This window comes from Rhodopseudomonas sp. BR0G17, from assembly GCF_010907025.1.
GTDB classification, from domain to species: Bacteria; Pseudomonadota; Alphaproteobacteria; order Rhizobiales; family Xanthobacteraceae; genus Rhodopseudomonas; species Rhodopseudomonas palustris_H.
In genome coordinates, this window is the sequence record NZ_QUML01000002.1 from 83,095 (window position 1) to 99,313 (window position 16,219).

General features: G+C 65.1%; 15 protein-coding genes. 11 read left to right on the forward strand and 4 right to left on the reverse strand.

The genetic code is table 11. From position 1 onward, the window contains the following. Nucleotides 1-168: 168 nt before the first annotated feature. The gene (locus DY467_RS02525; protein ID WP_164633900.1) at nucleotides 169-1,143 is read right to left on the reverse strand and encodes a class I SAM-dependent DNA methyltransferase; all 975 of its coding nucleotides are present in this window, start codon (nucleotides 1,141-1,143) and stop codon (nucleotides 169-171) included. 58 nt (nucleotides 1,144-1,201) lie between these two features. Between DY467_RS02525 and DY467_RS02530 the strand changes: the two genes are divergently transcribed. The 6 genes from DY467_RS02530 (at nucleotide 1,202) to DY467_RS02555 (ending at nucleotide 7,942) form a co-directional block, all read left to right on the forward strand. Then, entirely contained in the window at nucleotides 1,202-2,254 is a 1,053-nt protein-coding gene (locus tag DY467_RS02530; protein WP_164634081.1) for a ligase-associated DNA damage response exonuclease, read from the forward strand. 405 nt (nucleotides 2,255-2,659) lie between these two features. Then, nucleotides 2,660-4,504: an ATP-dependent DNA ligase gene (locus tag DY467_RS02535; protein WP_164633901.1), complete on the forward strand. Its 1,845-nt coding sequence runs from the start codon at nucleotides 2,660-2,662 to the stop codon at nucleotides 4,502-4,504. Between the two features lie 71 nt (nucleotides 4,505-4,575). Then, nucleotides 4,576-4,878, forward strand: coding sequence for a DUF6460 domain-containing protein (locus DY467_RS02540; RefSeq protein ID WP_164633902.1), 303 nt, complete (start codon nucleotides 4,576-4,578; stop codon nucleotides 4,876-4,878). A gap of 78 nt (nucleotides 4,879-4,956) precedes the next feature. Next, complete coding sequence (locus tag DY467_RS02545) at nucleotides 4,957-6,219, forward strand: MATE family efflux transporter (RefSeq protein ID WP_205501987.1); 1,263 nt, start codon at nucleotides 4,957-4,959, stop codon at nucleotides 6,217-6,219. 137 nt (nucleotides 6,220-6,356) lie between these two features. After that, nucleotides 6,357-7,064: a carbonic anhydrase gene (locus DY467_RS02550; protein ID WP_164633904.1), complete on the forward strand. Its 708-nt coding sequence runs from the start codon at nucleotides 6,357-6,359 to the stop codon at nucleotides 7,062-7,064. A 143-nt stretch (nucleotides 7,065-7,207) separates the two neighbouring features. Continuing rightward, nucleotides 7,208-7,942, forward strand: coding sequence for an MBL fold metallo-hydrolase (locus tag DY467_RS02555; RefSeq protein ID WP_164633905.1), 735 nt, complete (start codon nucleotides 7,208-7,210; stop codon nucleotides 7,940-7,942). Between the two features lie 139 nt (nucleotides 7,943-8,081). Here the strand turns inward: DY467_RS02555 and DY467_RS02560 are convergent, their stop codons facing one another. Then, nucleotides 8,082-9,176, reverse strand: coding sequence for a quinone-dependent dihydroorotate dehydrogenase (locus DY467_RS02560; protein ID WP_107342974.1), 1,095 nt, complete (start codon nucleotides 9,174-9,176; stop codon nucleotides 8,082-8,084). Then, entirely contained in the window at nucleotides 9,173-9,517 is a 345-nt protein-coding gene (locus DY467_RS02565; RefSeq protein WP_164633906.1) for a DUF952 domain-containing protein, read from the reverse strand. The genes DY467_RS02560 and DY467_RS02565 overlap by 4 nt, the downstream gene beginning before the upstream one ends. Before the next feature lie 337 nt (nucleotides 9,518-9,854). Here DY467_RS02565 and DY467_RS02570 point away from each other — a divergent pair, with 337 nt between their 5' ends. Both DY467_RS02570 and DY467_RS02575 read left to right on the forward strand, forming a co-directional pair. Then, a complete protein-coding gene (locus DY467_RS02570) occupies nucleotides 9,855-10,481 on the forward strand; it encodes a S24 family peptidase (RefSeq protein WP_041809462.1) in 627 nt (208 codons plus the stop codon). Between the two features lie 86 nt (nucleotides 10,482-10,567). Beyond that, nucleotides 10,568-11,326, forward strand: coding sequence for a carbonic anhydrase (locus tag DY467_RS02575; RefSeq protein ID WP_164633907.1), 759 nt, complete (start codon nucleotides 10,568-10,570; stop codon nucleotides 11,324-11,326). A gap of 90 nt (nucleotides 11,327-11,416) precedes the next feature. Here the strand turns inward: DY467_RS02575 and DY467_RS02580 are convergent, their stop codons facing one another. Further along, nucleotides 11,417-12,283: a caspase family protein gene (locus tag DY467_RS02580; RefSeq protein ID WP_164633908.1), complete on the reverse strand. Its 867-nt coding sequence runs from the start codon at nucleotides 12,281-12,283 to the stop codon at nucleotides 11,417-11,419. A gap of 454 nt (nucleotides 12,284-12,737) precedes the next feature. Between DY467_RS02580 and DY467_RS02585 the strand changes: the two genes are divergently transcribed. The 3 genes from DY467_RS02585 to DY467_RS02595 all read left to right on the forward strand — a co-directional run bounded on the left by DY467_RS02585 (nucleotide 12,738) and on the right by DY467_RS02595 (nucleotide 16,210). Continuing rightward, nucleotides 12,738-14,477 carry a hypothetical protein gene (locus DY467_RS02585; RefSeq protein WP_164633909.1) on the forward strand — a complete coding sequence of 580 codons (1,740 nt, stop codon included), beginning with the start codon at nucleotides 12,738-12,740 and terminating at the stop codon, nucleotides 14,475-14,477. 113 nt (nucleotides 14,478-14,590) lie between these two features. Beyond that, nucleotides 14,591-15,322 (forward strand): thermonuclease family protein, encoded by a 732-nt coding sequence (locus tag DY467_RS02590; RefSeq protein ID WP_164633910.1) that lies wholly within the window; start codon nucleotides 14,591-14,593, stop codon nucleotides 15,320-15,322. 33 nt (nucleotides 15,323-15,355) lie between these two features. Further along, nucleotides 15,356-16,210 (forward strand): LssY C-terminal domain-containing protein, encoded by an 855-nt coding sequence (locus DY467_RS02595; protein ID WP_164633911.1) that lies wholly within the window; start codon nucleotides 15,356-15,358, stop codon nucleotides 16,208-16,210. The last annotated feature ends 9 nt before the right edge of the window (nucleotides 16,211-16,219 follow it).

Consider the following 16,219-nt stretch of genomic DNA (forward strand, 5'->3'; position numbering starts at 1 on the left):
GCGACGGACACAGAGCCCCGGCCTAGCGGCCGGGGTTTTTGTTTGCGGCAGCCTCGTCATTGCGGACGACGCGAAGCAATTGGGACCTGCGTGAACCAAGCTGGATTGCTTCGTCGCTTCGCTCCCCCGCAATGACGGAAATTCGCTCGGTCCGGCGCCAAAGCTCGGCTAGGTATCGCAAGGCGTTTCGGGTTCGACGCGTCGGATCTCGTCGTCGGGCTTGAAGGCAACGACGACCAACCCCGGCAGCGGGGCTTGGTTCTCATTGCGGGCCGACGCGTGCTGCAGCAGCGCGACCGCAAGACCTGCCTGCTCCAGTTCTTCGCGCAGATAGCTTTCCGCCTGGGCGAACCGCAGCCCGGCCGTCAGCACCACGCCATCGCCAGCATGCGTCTCGGCGGTGACGGCGAGCAGGCCGCCCGGCTGCAGCACTCGCGTAGCTTCGCGGAGCAGCGGCGCCACGTCCTGGATGTAGATCAGCACGTCGGCGGCAAGGATCAGCTCCGCGCTCGCCGGCGGCTCGTTGGCAAGGCCCTGCACCAGATCAGTCACTGCGAGCCGCGCATACACGCGGTTCGCGCGGGCGCGCTCGATCATCTGCGGTGACAGATCGAAGCCGATAATCTCGGAGACGATTGGCGCAAACGCGCGGCCCACCAGCCCGGTGCCACAGCCAAGATCGATTGCGCGCCGGAACACCATCACTCGGCCTGTCGCTGCACAGACCTCGCCCACCGCCTCGAGCAGCAACGCCGGGCCGCGGTAGCCGAGATCCTCGACCAGCGACTTGTCGAACCGCGGCGCATACTGATCGAACAGCGTGCCGACATAGGCCGGCGACATCGCATCGAGATTGGCGGCGCCGAGCCGCATCAGGCGCAGACCGGCGCCGTGCCGATCGCGCGGGTCCGCCGCGCGCGCCCGCCGAAATGCATCGATCGCGCCGTCGCGGTCGCCGAGTCGGTCCTGACGAATTTCCCCGAGTGCAAACCACGCCGAGGTAAAGTCCGACGCCAGCTCAACCGCCTGAGCCAGCAGATCGGCCGCCGCCTCCGCCTCGCCGCGAGCCAGGAGCTCGCGCGCAAAGTCGTAGCGTCGGTCGGCAAGAACATTTCCGGACGACAGGAACAGGTACGTCGGCATCGACGGAACCCGGCGGGATGAGACTCGTTTGAAAGGTACGCCCGCCTATATAGCGAAGATGCGACCGCACGACATCCTGATGCCGACCGCCGCGGGCCTGTGTTGCAGGCTTGGCGGCTTCCACATCGATCCGGTGCGGCCGGTCGACCGCGCGGTGATTACTCACGGCCATTCCGACCACGCCCGCGCCGGCCATGGCACCGTGCTGGCGACCCAGCCTACGCTCGACATGATGCGGCTGCGCTACGGCGACAACTTCGCGGGCTCGACCCAGGCGGTCGCCTATGGCGAGACCATCCGGCTCGGCGACACCACGGTCACGTTCCATCCTGCCGGCCATGTGCTCGGCTCAGCCCAGGTCGCGGTCGAAGCCGGCGGCATCCGCATCGTCGCGTCCGGCGATTACAAGGACGCGCCTGACCCGACCTGCGCGCCGTTCGAGATTGTGTCGTGCGACGTCTTCATTACCGAAGCGACCTTCGGTCTACCTGTGTTTCGCCATCCCGATGCGGCGGGCGAAGTCAGAAAGCTGCTCGACTCCGTCATGCTGTTTCCCGAGCGCGCGCATCTGGTCGGCGCCTACTCGCTCGGCAAGGCGCAGCGGGTGATCGCGCTGATCCGGCAGGCCGGCTACGACGCGCCGATCTATCTGCACGGCGCGATGGAGAAAATCACGCATTACTATCAGGCATCCGGCATCCCGCTCGGCGAACTACGCCCGGCGAAAGGCGTCAAGAAGGCCGAGCTGGCCGGCACCATTACGCTGGCGCCGCCGTCAGCGACCTCCGATCTCTGGACGCGCCGCTTCCCCGATCCGCTCACCGCGTTCGCGTCAGGGTGGATACGGGTACGCGCCCGAGCCCGCCAACGCGGCGTCGAACTGCCGCTGGTGATCTCCGACCACGCCGATTGGGACGGCCTCACCGCGACGATCGCGGCGACGGGAGCCGGCGAAGTGTGGGTCACGCATGGCCAGGAAGACGCGCTGGTGCATTGGTGCAAGACTGAAGGCATCGCCGCGCGACCGCTCGCTCTGGTCGGCTACGGCGACGAGGATGAAGATGAGAACGAGGAGCCTTCAAATGACCACGACAACAATTTCAATTGTTAGCTTAATAGTCTCCAGTCTCAGCTTTAGCCTTTCCGGCCTCCTCGGATTGATCAAGATCCTCGAGTACCGCAAGGGCCTGCTGTCGATCTACTCCACAGGTGTTTGGAGGGGGCATGAAGGGATCGGAAATGACATAGTAGTCGTGAACACATCGAGTTCCCCTGTCTTCATATTTAGCTATGACCTAGTCAGAGCCACTTCAAAGAGAGAGAAAAAGATCACCGAAAGGATCTTTGACCTTGAGGACCAATTATGTTCCGTTCGGCTTGGGCCTATGGAAGCTAATAGTTTTAATTTCAAAGAGATCGATCATTTTGATCTAAGATCGGAATCTCCGGGCGAGATATATATGCGCATTTGGGTGGCGGGCCAATCTCAACCAATCTGGGCTAAGCCATTTCAGCGATGAATCGCTTCGCCGAACTGCTCGACCGCCTCGGCTACGAGCCCGGCCGCAACAACAAGCTGCGGCTGATCACTAATTACTTCCACGAAGTCGAAGACCCCGACCGCGGTTGGGCGCTGGCGGCGCTCACCGGCGCACTGTCGTTCCGCCATGCCAAGCCCGGCCTGATCCGCGCCCTGATCGCCGAACGCACCGATCCGGTGCTGTTCGGGCTGTCCTACGACTACGTCGGCGATTTGTCGGAGACAGTCGCGCTGATGTGGCCATCGCCGCGAGGCCGAGCTTCCTCCCCTCCCCCTTGCGGGGAGGGGTCGGGGGTGGGGGTCCACGACGGGACGCCATCCTTGGGGCGCCCTCACCCCACCCCTCTCCCGCAAGCGGGAGAGGGAGCTCGTCCCGCAAGCGGCGAGACCATCGCTTCCGAACTAAGCGCCGAAGTAAGCCCCGGCCACAACAACCCACCTTCCCCCACGCTCACCGAGATCGTCACTACACTGCATAGTCTCGGCAAGGCCGAGTTGCCGGCGCAGTTGGCGCGGTGGCTCGACGAGCTCGACGAGACCGGGCGCTGGGCGCTGCTCAAGCTGGTGACCGGGGCCTTGCGGATCGGTGTGTCGGCCCGGCTGGCCAAGACCGCGGCCGCGGCGCTCGGCGAAAAGGATCCGCACGACGTCGAACTGGTGTGGCCGGGCCTCGAGCCGCCGTATCGCGAGCTGTTCGCCTGGCTCGAAGGTCGCGGCCCGCAGCCGGTCAACCGCGATCCGGCGCCGTTCCGCCCGGTGATGCTGGCGCATGCGGTCGAGGACACCGACTTTGCCGCGATGAATCCGGCCGACTACATCGCCGAATGGAAATGGGACGGCATCCGTGTCCAGGCGGTCAGCGGCCAGAACGAAAACGGCGACACGGTGGTGCGGCTGTATTCGCGCAGCGGTGAAGACATCACCATGAGCTTTCCCGATCTGTTGCCATCGCTGCACCTGCCCGGCGCGATCGACGGCGAGCTGCTGGTGCTGCGAGACAAACGCGTGCAATCGTTCAACGTGCTGCAGCAGCGGCTGAACCGTAAATCAGTGACGCCGAAGCTGACGAAGGACTATCCGATCCACCTGCGCGCCTACGATCTGCTCGGCGACGGCGACGAGGATCTGCGGACGCTGCCGTTCGCCGATCGCCGCGCGCGGCTCGAGACCTTCATCGCCAGGCTCGACGATCCCAAGGTCGACCTGTCGCCGATCATAACGTTTGACGACTGGGAAGGCTTGCGCGCCGCCCGCCGCGATCCGGCCAGCGCCGGCGCAGGGCTCGATGCCGATGCGGTCGAAGGCGTGATGCTGAAGCGGCGCGATGCGCTGTATCTGCCCGGCCGCCCCAAGGGCCAGTGGTGGAAGTGGAAGCACGACCCGCACATCATCGATGCCGTGCTGATGTATGCGCAGCGCGGCCACGGCAAGCGCTCGTCGTATTATTCCGACTACACCTTCGGGGTCTGGACCGAGGGCGATGGCGGCGATCAGCTTGTGCCGGTCGGCAAGGCGTATTTCGGCTTCACCGATGAAGAGCTGCTGCAGATCGACCGCTTCGTCCGCCGCAACACCACCGAGAAATTCGGCCCCGTCCGGCATGTCGTGCATGAGCCCGATAAGGGCCTGGTGCTGGAAGTGGCTTTCGAAGGCCTGCAGCGTTCGCCTCGCCACAAATCCGGCGTAGCGATGCGATTTCCACGCATCAACCGGCTGCGCTGGGACAAGCCACCGAAGGACGCCGACCGGCTGGAAACGCTGGAGCGGATGCTGAAGGCGGAGACCATAAATCCGCCGGCGACCGCCGCCCGCGGCCATTGACGGCAAAGCGCCGGTTCCCCATCTGCCCAGCACCGAATATGATGCGTCAGCGACGCGCGAGGACCATGACGATGCGAGACGACATCCGGGATCTGCCGGCCAATGACGACAGGATGACCCGCTTCCTCGGCGGCTCGCCGATGGCGGTGGCGTTTCGTCTGATCCTGATGTCGATCCTGGTCGGCGTCGTGCTGGCGGCGATCGGCCTCGATCCGTGGAATATCATCACCAGCATCCGGCTGCTGTTCGAACGGGTCTGGGATCTCGGCTTCGATGCGATCAACGGCCTGTGGCGCTACTTCCTGCTCGGCGCCGTGATCGTGATCCCGATCTGGCTGCTCACCCGCTTGTTCAGCACACCGCGCGGACGCTGACGGCCGCCTGCGTCCGCCGTGGAACCCGTCCAGTCGACCGTAACCACCCGGCAGGTGTTTGCCATTGCCGGGCCGGCGATGGTCGCCAACCTGACCACGCCTTTGCTCGGTGTCGTCGCCACCACGGCGATCGGGCGGCTCGGCGAGGCGACGCTGCTCGGCGGCGTCTCAATGGCCTCGGTGCTGTTCGACTGCCTGTTCTGGCTGTTCGGCTTCCTGCGGATGAGCACACTGGCTTTCACCGCGCAGGCGATGGGCGCCGGGCAGAGCCATGAAGTCCCGGCGCATCTGCTGCGCGGCCTGATCGTCGCGGCTGGCATCGGCCTGTTGCTGATCGCCCTGCAAGGTCCGCTCGCCGCGGTGCTGATCGGCGCGATGGGCGGCAGCGAGGCGGTGAGCGCCGCAGCCAAGACCTACTTCTCGATCCGGATCTGGTCGTCGCCGCTGGTGCTGGCGAACTTCGCGGTGCTCGGCTGGCTGGTCGGTCAGGCGCGCGCCACACTGGCCCTCGCGGTGCAGATCGCCATCAACCTGATCAACATCGCCGCCACCGTGCTGCTGGTGCTGTGGTTCGACTTCGGCATTGCCGGCGCCGCGATTGCCGCGGTGATCGCCGAGGGCTCGGGGCTGGTGATCGGGCTCGCGATCGCAGTCTGGCGCGGCCGCGGGCTGTTCAACGTGTCGCGGGCAATGCTGTTCGATCCGAACCGGTTGCGGCGGATGTTCGCGGTCAATCGCGACATCATGATCCGCACTGCGGCGCTGATCGCAGTGTTCCTGTTCTTCACCGCGCAGGGCGCGCGCGGCGGCGACGTGGTGCTCGCCACCAATGCGGTGCTCAACAATTTCCTGATGATCAGCGCGTTCTTTCTGGACGGCCTAGCCAACGCCGCCGAACAACTGTGCGGCCGCACCCTCGGGGCACGCGACCGCGCCGGCTTCGTCAAAGCGACCAGGCTGGTGATCCTGTGGGGCTTCGGCTTCGCGCTCATCGTCAGCGCGATCTACGCCTTCGCCGGTCCGATGCTGATCGACTTCATCACCTCGAACGACGAGCTTCGCCGCACCGCGCGCGATTATCTCTGGCTGGTGACGCTGGCGCCGATGCTCGGCGTGTTCGCGTTCGCCTATGACGGCGTATTCATCGGCGCCACCTGGGCGCGCGAAATGCGCAATCTGATGCTGCTGTCGCTGGTTCTGTTCCTGGCATCGTGGTTCGCGCTCCGACCGCTCGGCAACACCGGACTATGGATCGCGCTGTTGTCGCACTACGTCTGGCGCGGCGGCCTGCAGGCGCTGCGCTATCCGGCGATGGTGCGGACCTCGTTCGCGGCGCACTGAGTTTTCATCAAATCGCTCAGGCAGAATTAACCCGACATTGATGCCCGTATCACGTGCGAGAAATCGACACTTCGCACATTCGCCTTCCGCAAATACCATCTTTCCAACACAACAGAACGATGCAGGGAGAGACGGATATGTGTGAGACGTGCTGCAGCAATGTATCGCGACGAACTCTGATGGCCGGCGGCCTCGGCTTGCTCGCCGCGGCCTCGCTGCCGCGAGCCGCGCAAGCGCAAGCCCAGGCGAACGCGCCGGGCGACACACCGGACGCCGCGCTCGACAAGCTGATGCAGGGCAATGAGCGCTACATCGCCGGCCAGATGCGCGAGCGCGATTTCTCCGCGGGCCGCGCCGCACGAGCCGAAAGTCAGGCGCCGTTCGCCGCGATCCTCGGCTGCGCCGACTCCCGTGTCGCGCCGGAGCTCGCCTTCGACCAAGGTCCGGGCAGTCTGTTCGTGGTGCGCGTGGCCGGCAACTTCGTCACGCCGGACGGTCTCGCCAGTCTCGAATATGGCGCCGCGGTGCTCGGCACCAAGGTGATCATGGTGCTCGGCCACAGCAATTGCGGCGCCGTCAACGCGACCGTCGCAGCGCTGCAGAAGGGCAACGACCTGCCCGGCCACATCGGCGATCTGGTGCGTGCGATGAAACCCGGCATCGAGCCGGTCCTGCAAAAGAAGGAGGAGGATCTGCGGCACCAGGCGGTGATCGCCAATGTCCGCGCCAACGTCCGACAATTGCAGGAGTCGAAGCCGATCCTCGCCGACATGGTGAGCAGCAAGAAGCTGCGGGTGGTCGGCGGCGTTTACGATCTCGCCAGCGGCAAGGTCGAACTGGTCTAGCTGCGCCGATCGGCGCGCCGGGGCGAACAGCCTCGTCCCTGCGCGCAACGGTCGCGGCATCCGGCGATGGTACGGGTTACGTTCCTGGCACAGACGGCCTAGATCAGGGCGACGGCATCTGAGCCAGTTCGACGGAACCCGAAATGCAGATACGATTTGTCGGCTGTGGCGACGCGATCGGCTCCGGAGGCCGGCTCAATACGTGCTTTCACGTCTCGGGGCAGAGCGTCAATTTCCTGATCGACTGCGGCGCGACTTCGCTGCCGGCGCTGAAGCGTTACGGCATCCTGCGCGAAGATCTCGACCTGATCCTGATCACGCATTTCCACGCCGATCATTTCGGCGGTCTGCCGTTCATGATGCTCGATGCGCAGTTCATGAAGCGCAAGCGGCCGCTGGTGATCGCCGGTCCGCTCGGCATCGACATCCGGCTGACGCGGCTGATGGAAGCGATGTTCGAGTATTCCTCGGCGACCAAGCCGAACTTCGATCTGCAGGTGCTGGCGCTGGAGCCCGCGGTGACGCGGCAGTTCGGCGCCGTGACGGTGACGCCGTTTCCGGTGGTGCACGGCGATTCCGGCGGGCCGTTCTTCGCTTATCGGATCGAGGCGGAGGGCCGCATCCTCGCGTACAGCGGCGATACGCAATGGACCGATCAGCTCGTCGCCGCCGCGCACGACGCCGACCTCTTCATCTGCGAGGCCTACACCTACGAGCGCACGGTGAAGAACCACATCAGCCTGAAGGCGCTGGAAACGCATCTGCCGGAAATCAATCCGAAGCGCGTGATCCTCACCCATATGGGCGATGAGGTGCTGCACAAGCTCGACACCGTCCCGCACATGGCCGCGAGCGACGGACTGATCGTGCCGCTGTAATAAGGTCTCACCTAGTCATTCCGGGGCGCGCGTAGCGCGAACCCGGAATCTCTGTGCCCAAGTAACTGCGGGATTCCGGGTTCGCTCGCTGCGCGAGCGCCCCGGAATGACAGGGTGTGAGTAGCAGAACTTCAGCCGCTTAGACCGGCCACTCTTCCGCAGTAATCATCGGGGCGTCGGCGCCGACGATTTCGGCGAGCGAATCGCGGCCAGTGCGGAGCAGCGTCGAGGCGAGGTCGGCCTTGATGCTTTCGACCAGGCCGAGGCCCTTATAGACCAGCGCCGAATACAACTGGACCAGCGTGGCGCCAGCGCGGATCTTGGTCAGCGCCGCGCCGCCGGAGTCGATGCCGCCAACGCCGATCAGAGGGAACGCCCCCTCGGCGCGCACATAGGTCTCCGCCACCATCCGGGTCGACAGCCGGAATAACGGCCGGCCCGACAGCCCGCCCTGCTCGTTCATCTTGGTCCGCTCGCGCAGCGTCGGCGAGCGCGACAGCGTGGTGTTTGCGACGATCATGCCGTCGACCCGGCGTGACCTCGCGATATGCACGACGTCGTCGAGTTCGCCGAGCGACAGATCGGGCGCGATCTTCAGGAGCACCGGCGTATCGCCGGCTGCCGCCCGCACCCGCTCGCGCGCATCGATCACCCGCGCCAGCAGATCGTCGAGCGCCGCCGCCTGCTGCAGATTGCGCAGGCCGGGCGTATTCGGCGACGAGACGTTGACGGTGAAGTAGCTCGCCAGAGGCGCGAAGGTCTCGATCAGCTTGACGTAGTCCGCCACCCGATCGTCGCTGTCCTTGTTGGCCCCGACATTGACGCCGACGATGCCGCCATATTGCGCGCGCGCCGCCAGCCGGCGCAGCACCACCTCGGCGCCCTCGTTGTTGAAGCCCATGCGGTTGATCACCGCTTCGTCGCGCTCGAGTCGGAATAGCCGCGGCCGCGGATTGCCGGCCTGCGGCTTCGGCGTCACCGTGCCGACCTCGACGAAACCGAAGCCGAGCCGGAGCAGCGCGTCGGGCGCTTCAGCGTTCTTGTCGAAGCCGGCGGCGATGCCGACCGGATTGGAGAAGTTGAGCCCGAAGGCACGGACCGCGAGCTTGGAATCGTCGACGCGCGGCTTGACCGGCGGCCACAGCTTCAGGCCCTGGATCGCCAGCCGGTGCGCATCCTCCGGATCGAGCCAGCGCAGCAGCGGCAGCGAGACGGCATCGAACGCGCGAATCACGACGCAAGCTCCGGCACGACGTGGCTGCCGTCGGGGCGCGTGACCAGATCCTGCACGCCGGTCACCGCCGAGAGTGCAAGCTCGCCATAGAGATGCGGAAACAGCTCACCGCCGCGCGACGGCTCCCAGCGCAACCGGTCTCCGAGCGCCTCGGCATCGACCGCGATCAGCTTCAGGCCGGTCTGGCCGGCATAGTGCTTGGCCAGCGTCCCGGCGAGCTGCGGCGCGGTCGAGAAATGAATGAAGCCGTCGCGGGCGTCGTCGGCGCTGCCGCTGTAGCGGCCGGCCTGTTCGGCGCCGCGCCAGGCCGCCGCGTCACAGATCTTATAAATCGTGCGCAAGGGCGCGAATTCCCGTCGTTGCGGCTGGTTGTTGGGTCGGGCGGCAATCGGGCCCGCAACTCCCCGGGCAACCGAAACATCCGCTCAAACAATAAGTTGCGCACGTCGGAAGGGCAAAGCCGAATCCGGCATAGCGGATCCGCACACCCTTGGTCGCCCCGGACGATCCCGGACCTGTGCGGGCGACCGTATCGGCCGTCCTGAGGCTTCGCAAGAGCTTGCGGTTTTGTCGCCGGACGGGATTGCATAACGCCTTCAATTAAGGCAATAATTCCTAGTCGTAAGTCCGTTTCTCGCGCCGGATCCGACGGCGCGTCCGGGGTGCCTTCCGATGCAAATGCTGACGCATGATCAGATCTGGACCGCGCTCGACCGGCTGGCCGAACGCGCCGGCCTCTCCCCCTCGGGACTCGCGAAGAAATCCGGCCTCGATCCCACGACGTTCAACAAATCGAAGCGTATCACCAATGACGGCCGCGAGCGCTGGCCTTCAACCGAATCAGTCGCCAAAGCGCTGCAGGCCACCAACACCGCGATCGATACGTTCGTGCAACTGATTCACGATCGGCCGCGGGTGGTGCAGTCGGTCCCGCTGCTCGGCCTCGCTCAGGCCGGCTCCGGCGGTTATTTCGACGATGGCGGCTTTCCGGTCGGCAAGGGCTGGGACGAAGTCGGGCTGCCGTCGATCACCGACGAGCACGCTTACGCGCTGGAAATCTCCGGCGATTCGATGAAGCCCGCGTATCGCAGCGGCGATATCGTAGTGGTATCGCCGAGCGCCACCGTGCATCGCGGCGACCGCGTGGTGGTCAAAACCACTAAAGGTGAAGTGATGGTGAAGGAGTTGAAGCGGCGCACCGCCAAGGTGGTCGAACTGGCTTCTCTCAATCCCAGCCATCCCGACCGGACTCTGGCACCGTCAGAGATCGAATGGATCGGCCGAATCGTCTGGGCCAGTCAGTAATCAAAAAGCGTCGTTCATTCGTCCCACTTCCCTTTGCTCCGTCGTCGGGCAATGCTAGTTCCCGCGCATCAACCCGGGAGACGTCGATGGACCGTCGCAATATCCTGAAGGCCTTTGCTGGCCTCGCTCTATGTCCGCTTTGCGCCACCGCCGGCGCTGCCGCCGAAGGCGCCCACCATTGGGGCTATGAGGGTGAAGGCGGCCCGGCCAAATGGGGCGAGCTCGATCCCGCCAACCAGATTTGCTCGATCGGGGTGCAGCAATCGCCGGTCGACATCCGCTCGACCGTCAGCGCCAATCTGTTTCCGCTGCAGGTGCAGTGGGCTGATACGGCCGATACCATCATCAACAACGGCCATACCATCCAGCTCAACGTCGCCGAAGGCTCGACGCTCAAACTCGGCGGCGCGACTTTCAAGCTGGTGCAATTCCACTTCCACCGTCCCAGCGAGCATCAGATCGACGGCAAGTCGTTCCCGATGGAAGTGCACTTCGTCCACCGCATGGATTCCGGCACGCTCGGCGTGGTCGGCGTGCTGATGCAGGAAGGCGCTGCCAATGCGGCGTTCGCGAAGATCGTCGCGACCATGCCGCAGAGCGAAGGTCCGGCAGTGAAGGCCGACGCTGCGATCAATCCGAACGCACTGCTGCCGGCCAAGCTCGGTTACTACCGCTATGAAGGGTCGCTGACGACGCCGCCGTGCTCGGAGGTCGTCGACTGGATGGTGCTGACCGATCCGATCACGGTCGCGGCCGAGGACGTTGCGGCGTTCGCCAAGCTGTATCCGATGAACGCCCGCCCGGTACAGAAGGACAACCGCCGCTTCGTGTTGCAGTCCAACTAAGCGGCGCCACACGCTCTGAACGATGAAGGCCTGACGCGGACGCCGCGTCAGGCCTTTTCGTTTTCAAAAAGAGGTTATCGGACCGAACGCTCAGCCGCCGGTATTAGGCGTCGCGTCGGCGACCGGCACCAACGGCACGTCTGCGACCAACGACGAGGTCATCGACGGCACCTGGGCGCCATTGGTCGCCTTGATCACCGCCTGCCGCGCTTTGGCGAAAGCGGCTTCCGCGCTTGCCGGCGACGACAGCGAACCGATCAGTTCCCCAACCACCATGCTGTTAGGAGCGTCATTGTCGTCCGCCACCTGCCCCGGCGTCGCCGACGACAGCACCAGCGCATTGGCCGGCGTCTCGATCGGCGCCAGCCCGTGCGAATAGGCGCGGAAGCGGCGCTCATAGGGATTGCGGCGCGACGCGTCGAGCACCGCCAGATTAGTGTGAGCGCCGGCGGCCTTGATCTCCGCCAGCACCTGCTCGACGCTGACGCCGCTGCGGCGCACGTCGGCCTCGGTCCAGATCTTGGCATCGACCGGAATCATGTAATTATTGCGGCCGGACTGAATGCCGTAGCCGCCGAAGAACAGCATCACGGTCGCGTCCTTACCGGCGCGGGCCTTGATCCGCGCGACCGCACGCAGGATGTCGTCGCGGCTGGCGTCCTCGATCATGTCGACGTCATAGCCTTCATGGCGCAGCGAGGCGCTGAGCAAACGGGCATCGTTGATCGGTTGCAGCAGCGGCGAAGCGGCATCGGGGTAATGGGCATTGCCGATAACCAGGGCCAAACGCGACGAGGTCGCCTTGGCGTCGACGGTCGTCGGGGCTGCGGCACGCGCCGTATCGACCGGGCGCTTGTACAGCGCCGCATGCGCGCCGATCGCCAGCGACACCACGCCCACCAAGGCAGCAGCAGCCGTGAGGGTCCGCCGGGAAAAGCGATGCAGCCGGATTGCCATCGTCAAATCGTCCTTATCGGCGCGCGCAGGCATTCGTCGCGTCGCTGCCGTTCAGGTTCATGGATGAGCGGATCATTTGCGTATGAATTGCGCTCAATTTGCGGCGTCGCACAATAACAATCCCTTAAACAGTTCAGGACGTTCACGCAAGCGGGCAGGACTACGGAGCGTCGAACCCGCTAACGGCGATGGTGTTCCGGTTCCGGTGATCTTGGCCGAGCGACGTCCGATCGAGATTTGATCCGTTCAGACGGGACAAAAGCCTCGTGAGCGCTCGCGAATTCTTGGCTGATCTTGCTGCGACAAAAATCATCTTGGGCAGGCGCCGCAATCTGTCCTACGCCTCGCACCATCCGACGAGAGCCAGCCGAGCGACAGCCGCGGGTTTGTATTCCCGGTCCGTCCATGCGATTCCTCGTCGGCTCGAACGTATCAGAGCGCGCGGAAGACGATCATGGATGTGCTGAAGATGGCCGGCGCGGCGTACCGCGCGCTGACCGCCCGGAAACAAGCGCCGACGCTGTACGACCTTTGCGATCCGGTGTTCCTCGGTCACAAGCACGGCGATCCGCACATCTCCAAATTCTACAAGACCGCACTCGCCAACCCCGCGCTGCGGCCGCTGCTGCGCAAGGCCGGTCTGCCCGAGCTGCACGACCCGGTGCGGTTTCGCGCCGTTCGCGACGCCCTGATCAGCGCCCGCGACGATGCCGAGCCGGATTGGGCTGCGATCGGCGCGCCGATCGCCGAGTTGATCGACACCGTCCGGCTGGAGCACCCGCGTCCGCCGAGCTGGGTGGCGCCCGCGCAAACGCCGCGGCTCGCCGACATCGACAGCGCGATCCGCGCCTGCGGCGATCATTTGCTGCAATCCTGGAGCCGCAACGGCTTCCTGCCGGCCTATGCGTCGTTCAACCTGATCGGCGACCCGGATCTCGACGGCCGTGCGTTCCTCGCAGCGCTGACCGGGCTGAATTCGCGCAGCTATAAGAATTCGACGCTGCTGTTCAGTCTCGCGCGGGTGTTCATCGCCCGATCGCCGGCAGAAGGCGTGATCAATCCGCGCTGGCGCGGAATCGCCGAGCCGATGTGGTCGCCGGTGCAGATCCGGCATCGCTCGGCCTATTACGATGCATTCTACATCGAGGCACTGCTCGCCTTCATCGATTCCGGTCTCGGCACGCCCGACGACACCCGCTCGGCGCGGCGGATGATCGCCGACATGACCGAGTTTTGCCTCAAGACCAGCCGCGAGCGAGTCCGCACGGCCGAGGGCGAACCGTTCGACGCGATCACCGCGCTGGCGCCGCCGCCGCATCCGCGATTTTCGCGGTTTTTCGCCAAGGTCAAACAGAACCTCGGCTTCGGCGTGTATGTGCCGGATTGCGACACCACCGCCTGTGCGATCTCCGCCGCGACTCAGGCGAACTCGTCGGATCCGATCATCGATCAGCCGCTGATCGATCTTTATCGTGCCTATCAGGTCCGCACCGTCGTCAACGCCCCGATGGTCACGGTGCCCCTCAATGACACCATCGACTACGACGGCGGCATCGTCACCTGGATCGACAGCCTGGCCGGCGAGCGCCCATTCGGTAACGATCTCGATCCGACGCTCAATCTCGACGTGCTCGAAGTCAGCTTCCGCAATTGTGCGCGGTGGCGGATCATCGAAACGCCTGCTCGGCTGGACACGGTGCGCCGCATCGTCGATTTCCAGCGCCGGCTGGTGGCCAGCGGCGCGTTCGCCGATCCGAAATCGCACGTGTATTACCTGCCAGAACTGTACTGCGCGTATTTCGGCCGCTGCTACGTCGCGTTCCGGGCGCTCGACGAAGCCGCCAAGCGTGCGATTGATCCAGACGGCGTGTTCGAGGCGATCCGGTTGCGCGTGCTGGCTTACGTGCAGGACGAACTGATCGCCAAGGAGATGAACGTTTTCGACGCCGCGCTGGCGTTGATCGCGCTCGGTCATCTCGGCGGCGACAGTCACCACTTCGCGCCGGCGCTGCATTGCATCCTGAACCATCTCGGCGAAGGCGGCGGCCGCGCGCCGTTCAAAGCCTATGAGTGGAACAAGATGAAGACGCCGACCCGGATTCTGGTCGGCGGCCCCGAAGTGACCTCGGCGTTCGTGCTAATGGGGTTGGCTCTCGCCCGCAAGGCGCTGTTGCAGCAGGCCCACCACTCATGATCTTCGCGCGAAGTTGAAGCGAGGTGCTGCCGAGGCTCTGGCCGGGCCGCCCAAGATTCAGCACAATCGGCGAACCTGTTTGCCGGACGGGTGCCTGCCGGGAAGGTCGACGCATGCTCAAGCTGAACACATGGCTGTTGCCGCTTTTGCTCCTGCTGCTGCCGGTAACGGCCGAGGCGGCCGACGTCAGCGGCGTGCCAAAGATCCGCGACGGCGACCATGCGCTGATCGGGAAGACCCGCATCCGTCTCGCCGGCATCGACGCACCGGCGGTGGATCAGCTCTGTCTCAACCCGAAGGGCGACCGCTGGACCTGCGGCATCGCCGCGCGTGACGCGCTGGCCCAGCATACCGCCGGCAAGAGCTGGACCTGTCACGTCCTGCGCGTCGACAAAGGCGGCCGCTCGATCGCGAAATGCGAGGTCGACGGCGAAGATCTCGGACAATGGATGGTGAAGAACGGCTGGGCGCTGGCTTACGTGCAGTACTCCCACGCCTACGAGGCCGAAGAAAAAGCCGCCCGCGAGGCCAAGCTCGGGCTGTGGCAGGGCTCGTTCATCGCGCCTTGGGACTGGCGCGTTCGCAACAACAAGACGCAGATCCTCGGCGCCACCAAGCCGCCAAAGGATGCCCGGCGAATCCTGCTCGCCTCGGCGTCCGGTCCGGTCGCACCGTCACCGGAATGCACCATCAAGGGCAACGTCAACAAATCCGGCGAATGCATCTACCACAAGCCGACCAGCCGCTGGTACGCCCAGATCCGGATGAAGATCAGCAAGGGCACCCGCTGGTTCTGCTCGGTGGAAGAAGCCGAGGCCGCCGGCTGCCGCGAGACGCGGCGCTAGCAGCCGCAACAGACCGGGCTGCGGGGGCGGACCGTGAACCATACAACACATGATCCTTCGCGCCCGCAGCGGCCGCGCAAACGCCGGCTACGGCGGGCATGGCAGCTTTCGGTGGTGCTGATCGGCTGCTACGCGATCCTCGCATATCTGGCGCTGCCGATGTTCTGGACCCACTACGAACACCAGAGCAAACTCGCCGACATGCCGATGGTGACCCGCACCGCGCAGGGCATTCCCGGCGACCCGATCAACGTCGGGCTGATCGGCGATCAGCACGAGGTCGTCTGCGCAATCCTCGCGGCGAACTGGCACCCGGCCGATCCGATCACGCTGCGCTCGTCGATCGCGATCGCCGGCAGCGTACTGCTCGACCGTCCCTATCCGGACGCGCCGGTGTCGAGCCTGTACTACCTCGACCGCCGCGAGGATCTGGCGTTCGAAAAGCCCGACGGGCGCAGCGCCGACCGGCGCGATCATGTGCGGCTGTGGAAGGTGCTCGACAGCGGCCAGGAAGGTCGCCCGGTCTGGCTCGGCAGCGCCACCTTCGACCGCGGCGTCGGCGTCAGCCATTACACCGGCGCGGTGACGCATCACATCGCACCCGACATCGACGCCGAGCGCGACCAATTCGCCGCTGATCTCGAAGCCGCAGCGATGGTCGATGCGAAATATCAGATCACCGGCGTCGGCCCGACCATCGCCGGCCGCAACGGCGAAGGCGATCTCTACTACACCGACGGAGAGGTCTGGATCCTTCGGCTGACCGAAGGCTGCAAGAAGCGCAACAGCCCGGCCGAGATTCTGCCGAGCCCGCTCGCGACTGAGATCAAAGATCAGATCTTCCGCACCGTCACCAACGCAATCGAGCCCGGCGCCAGCGCGCCTTGAAATCGATGC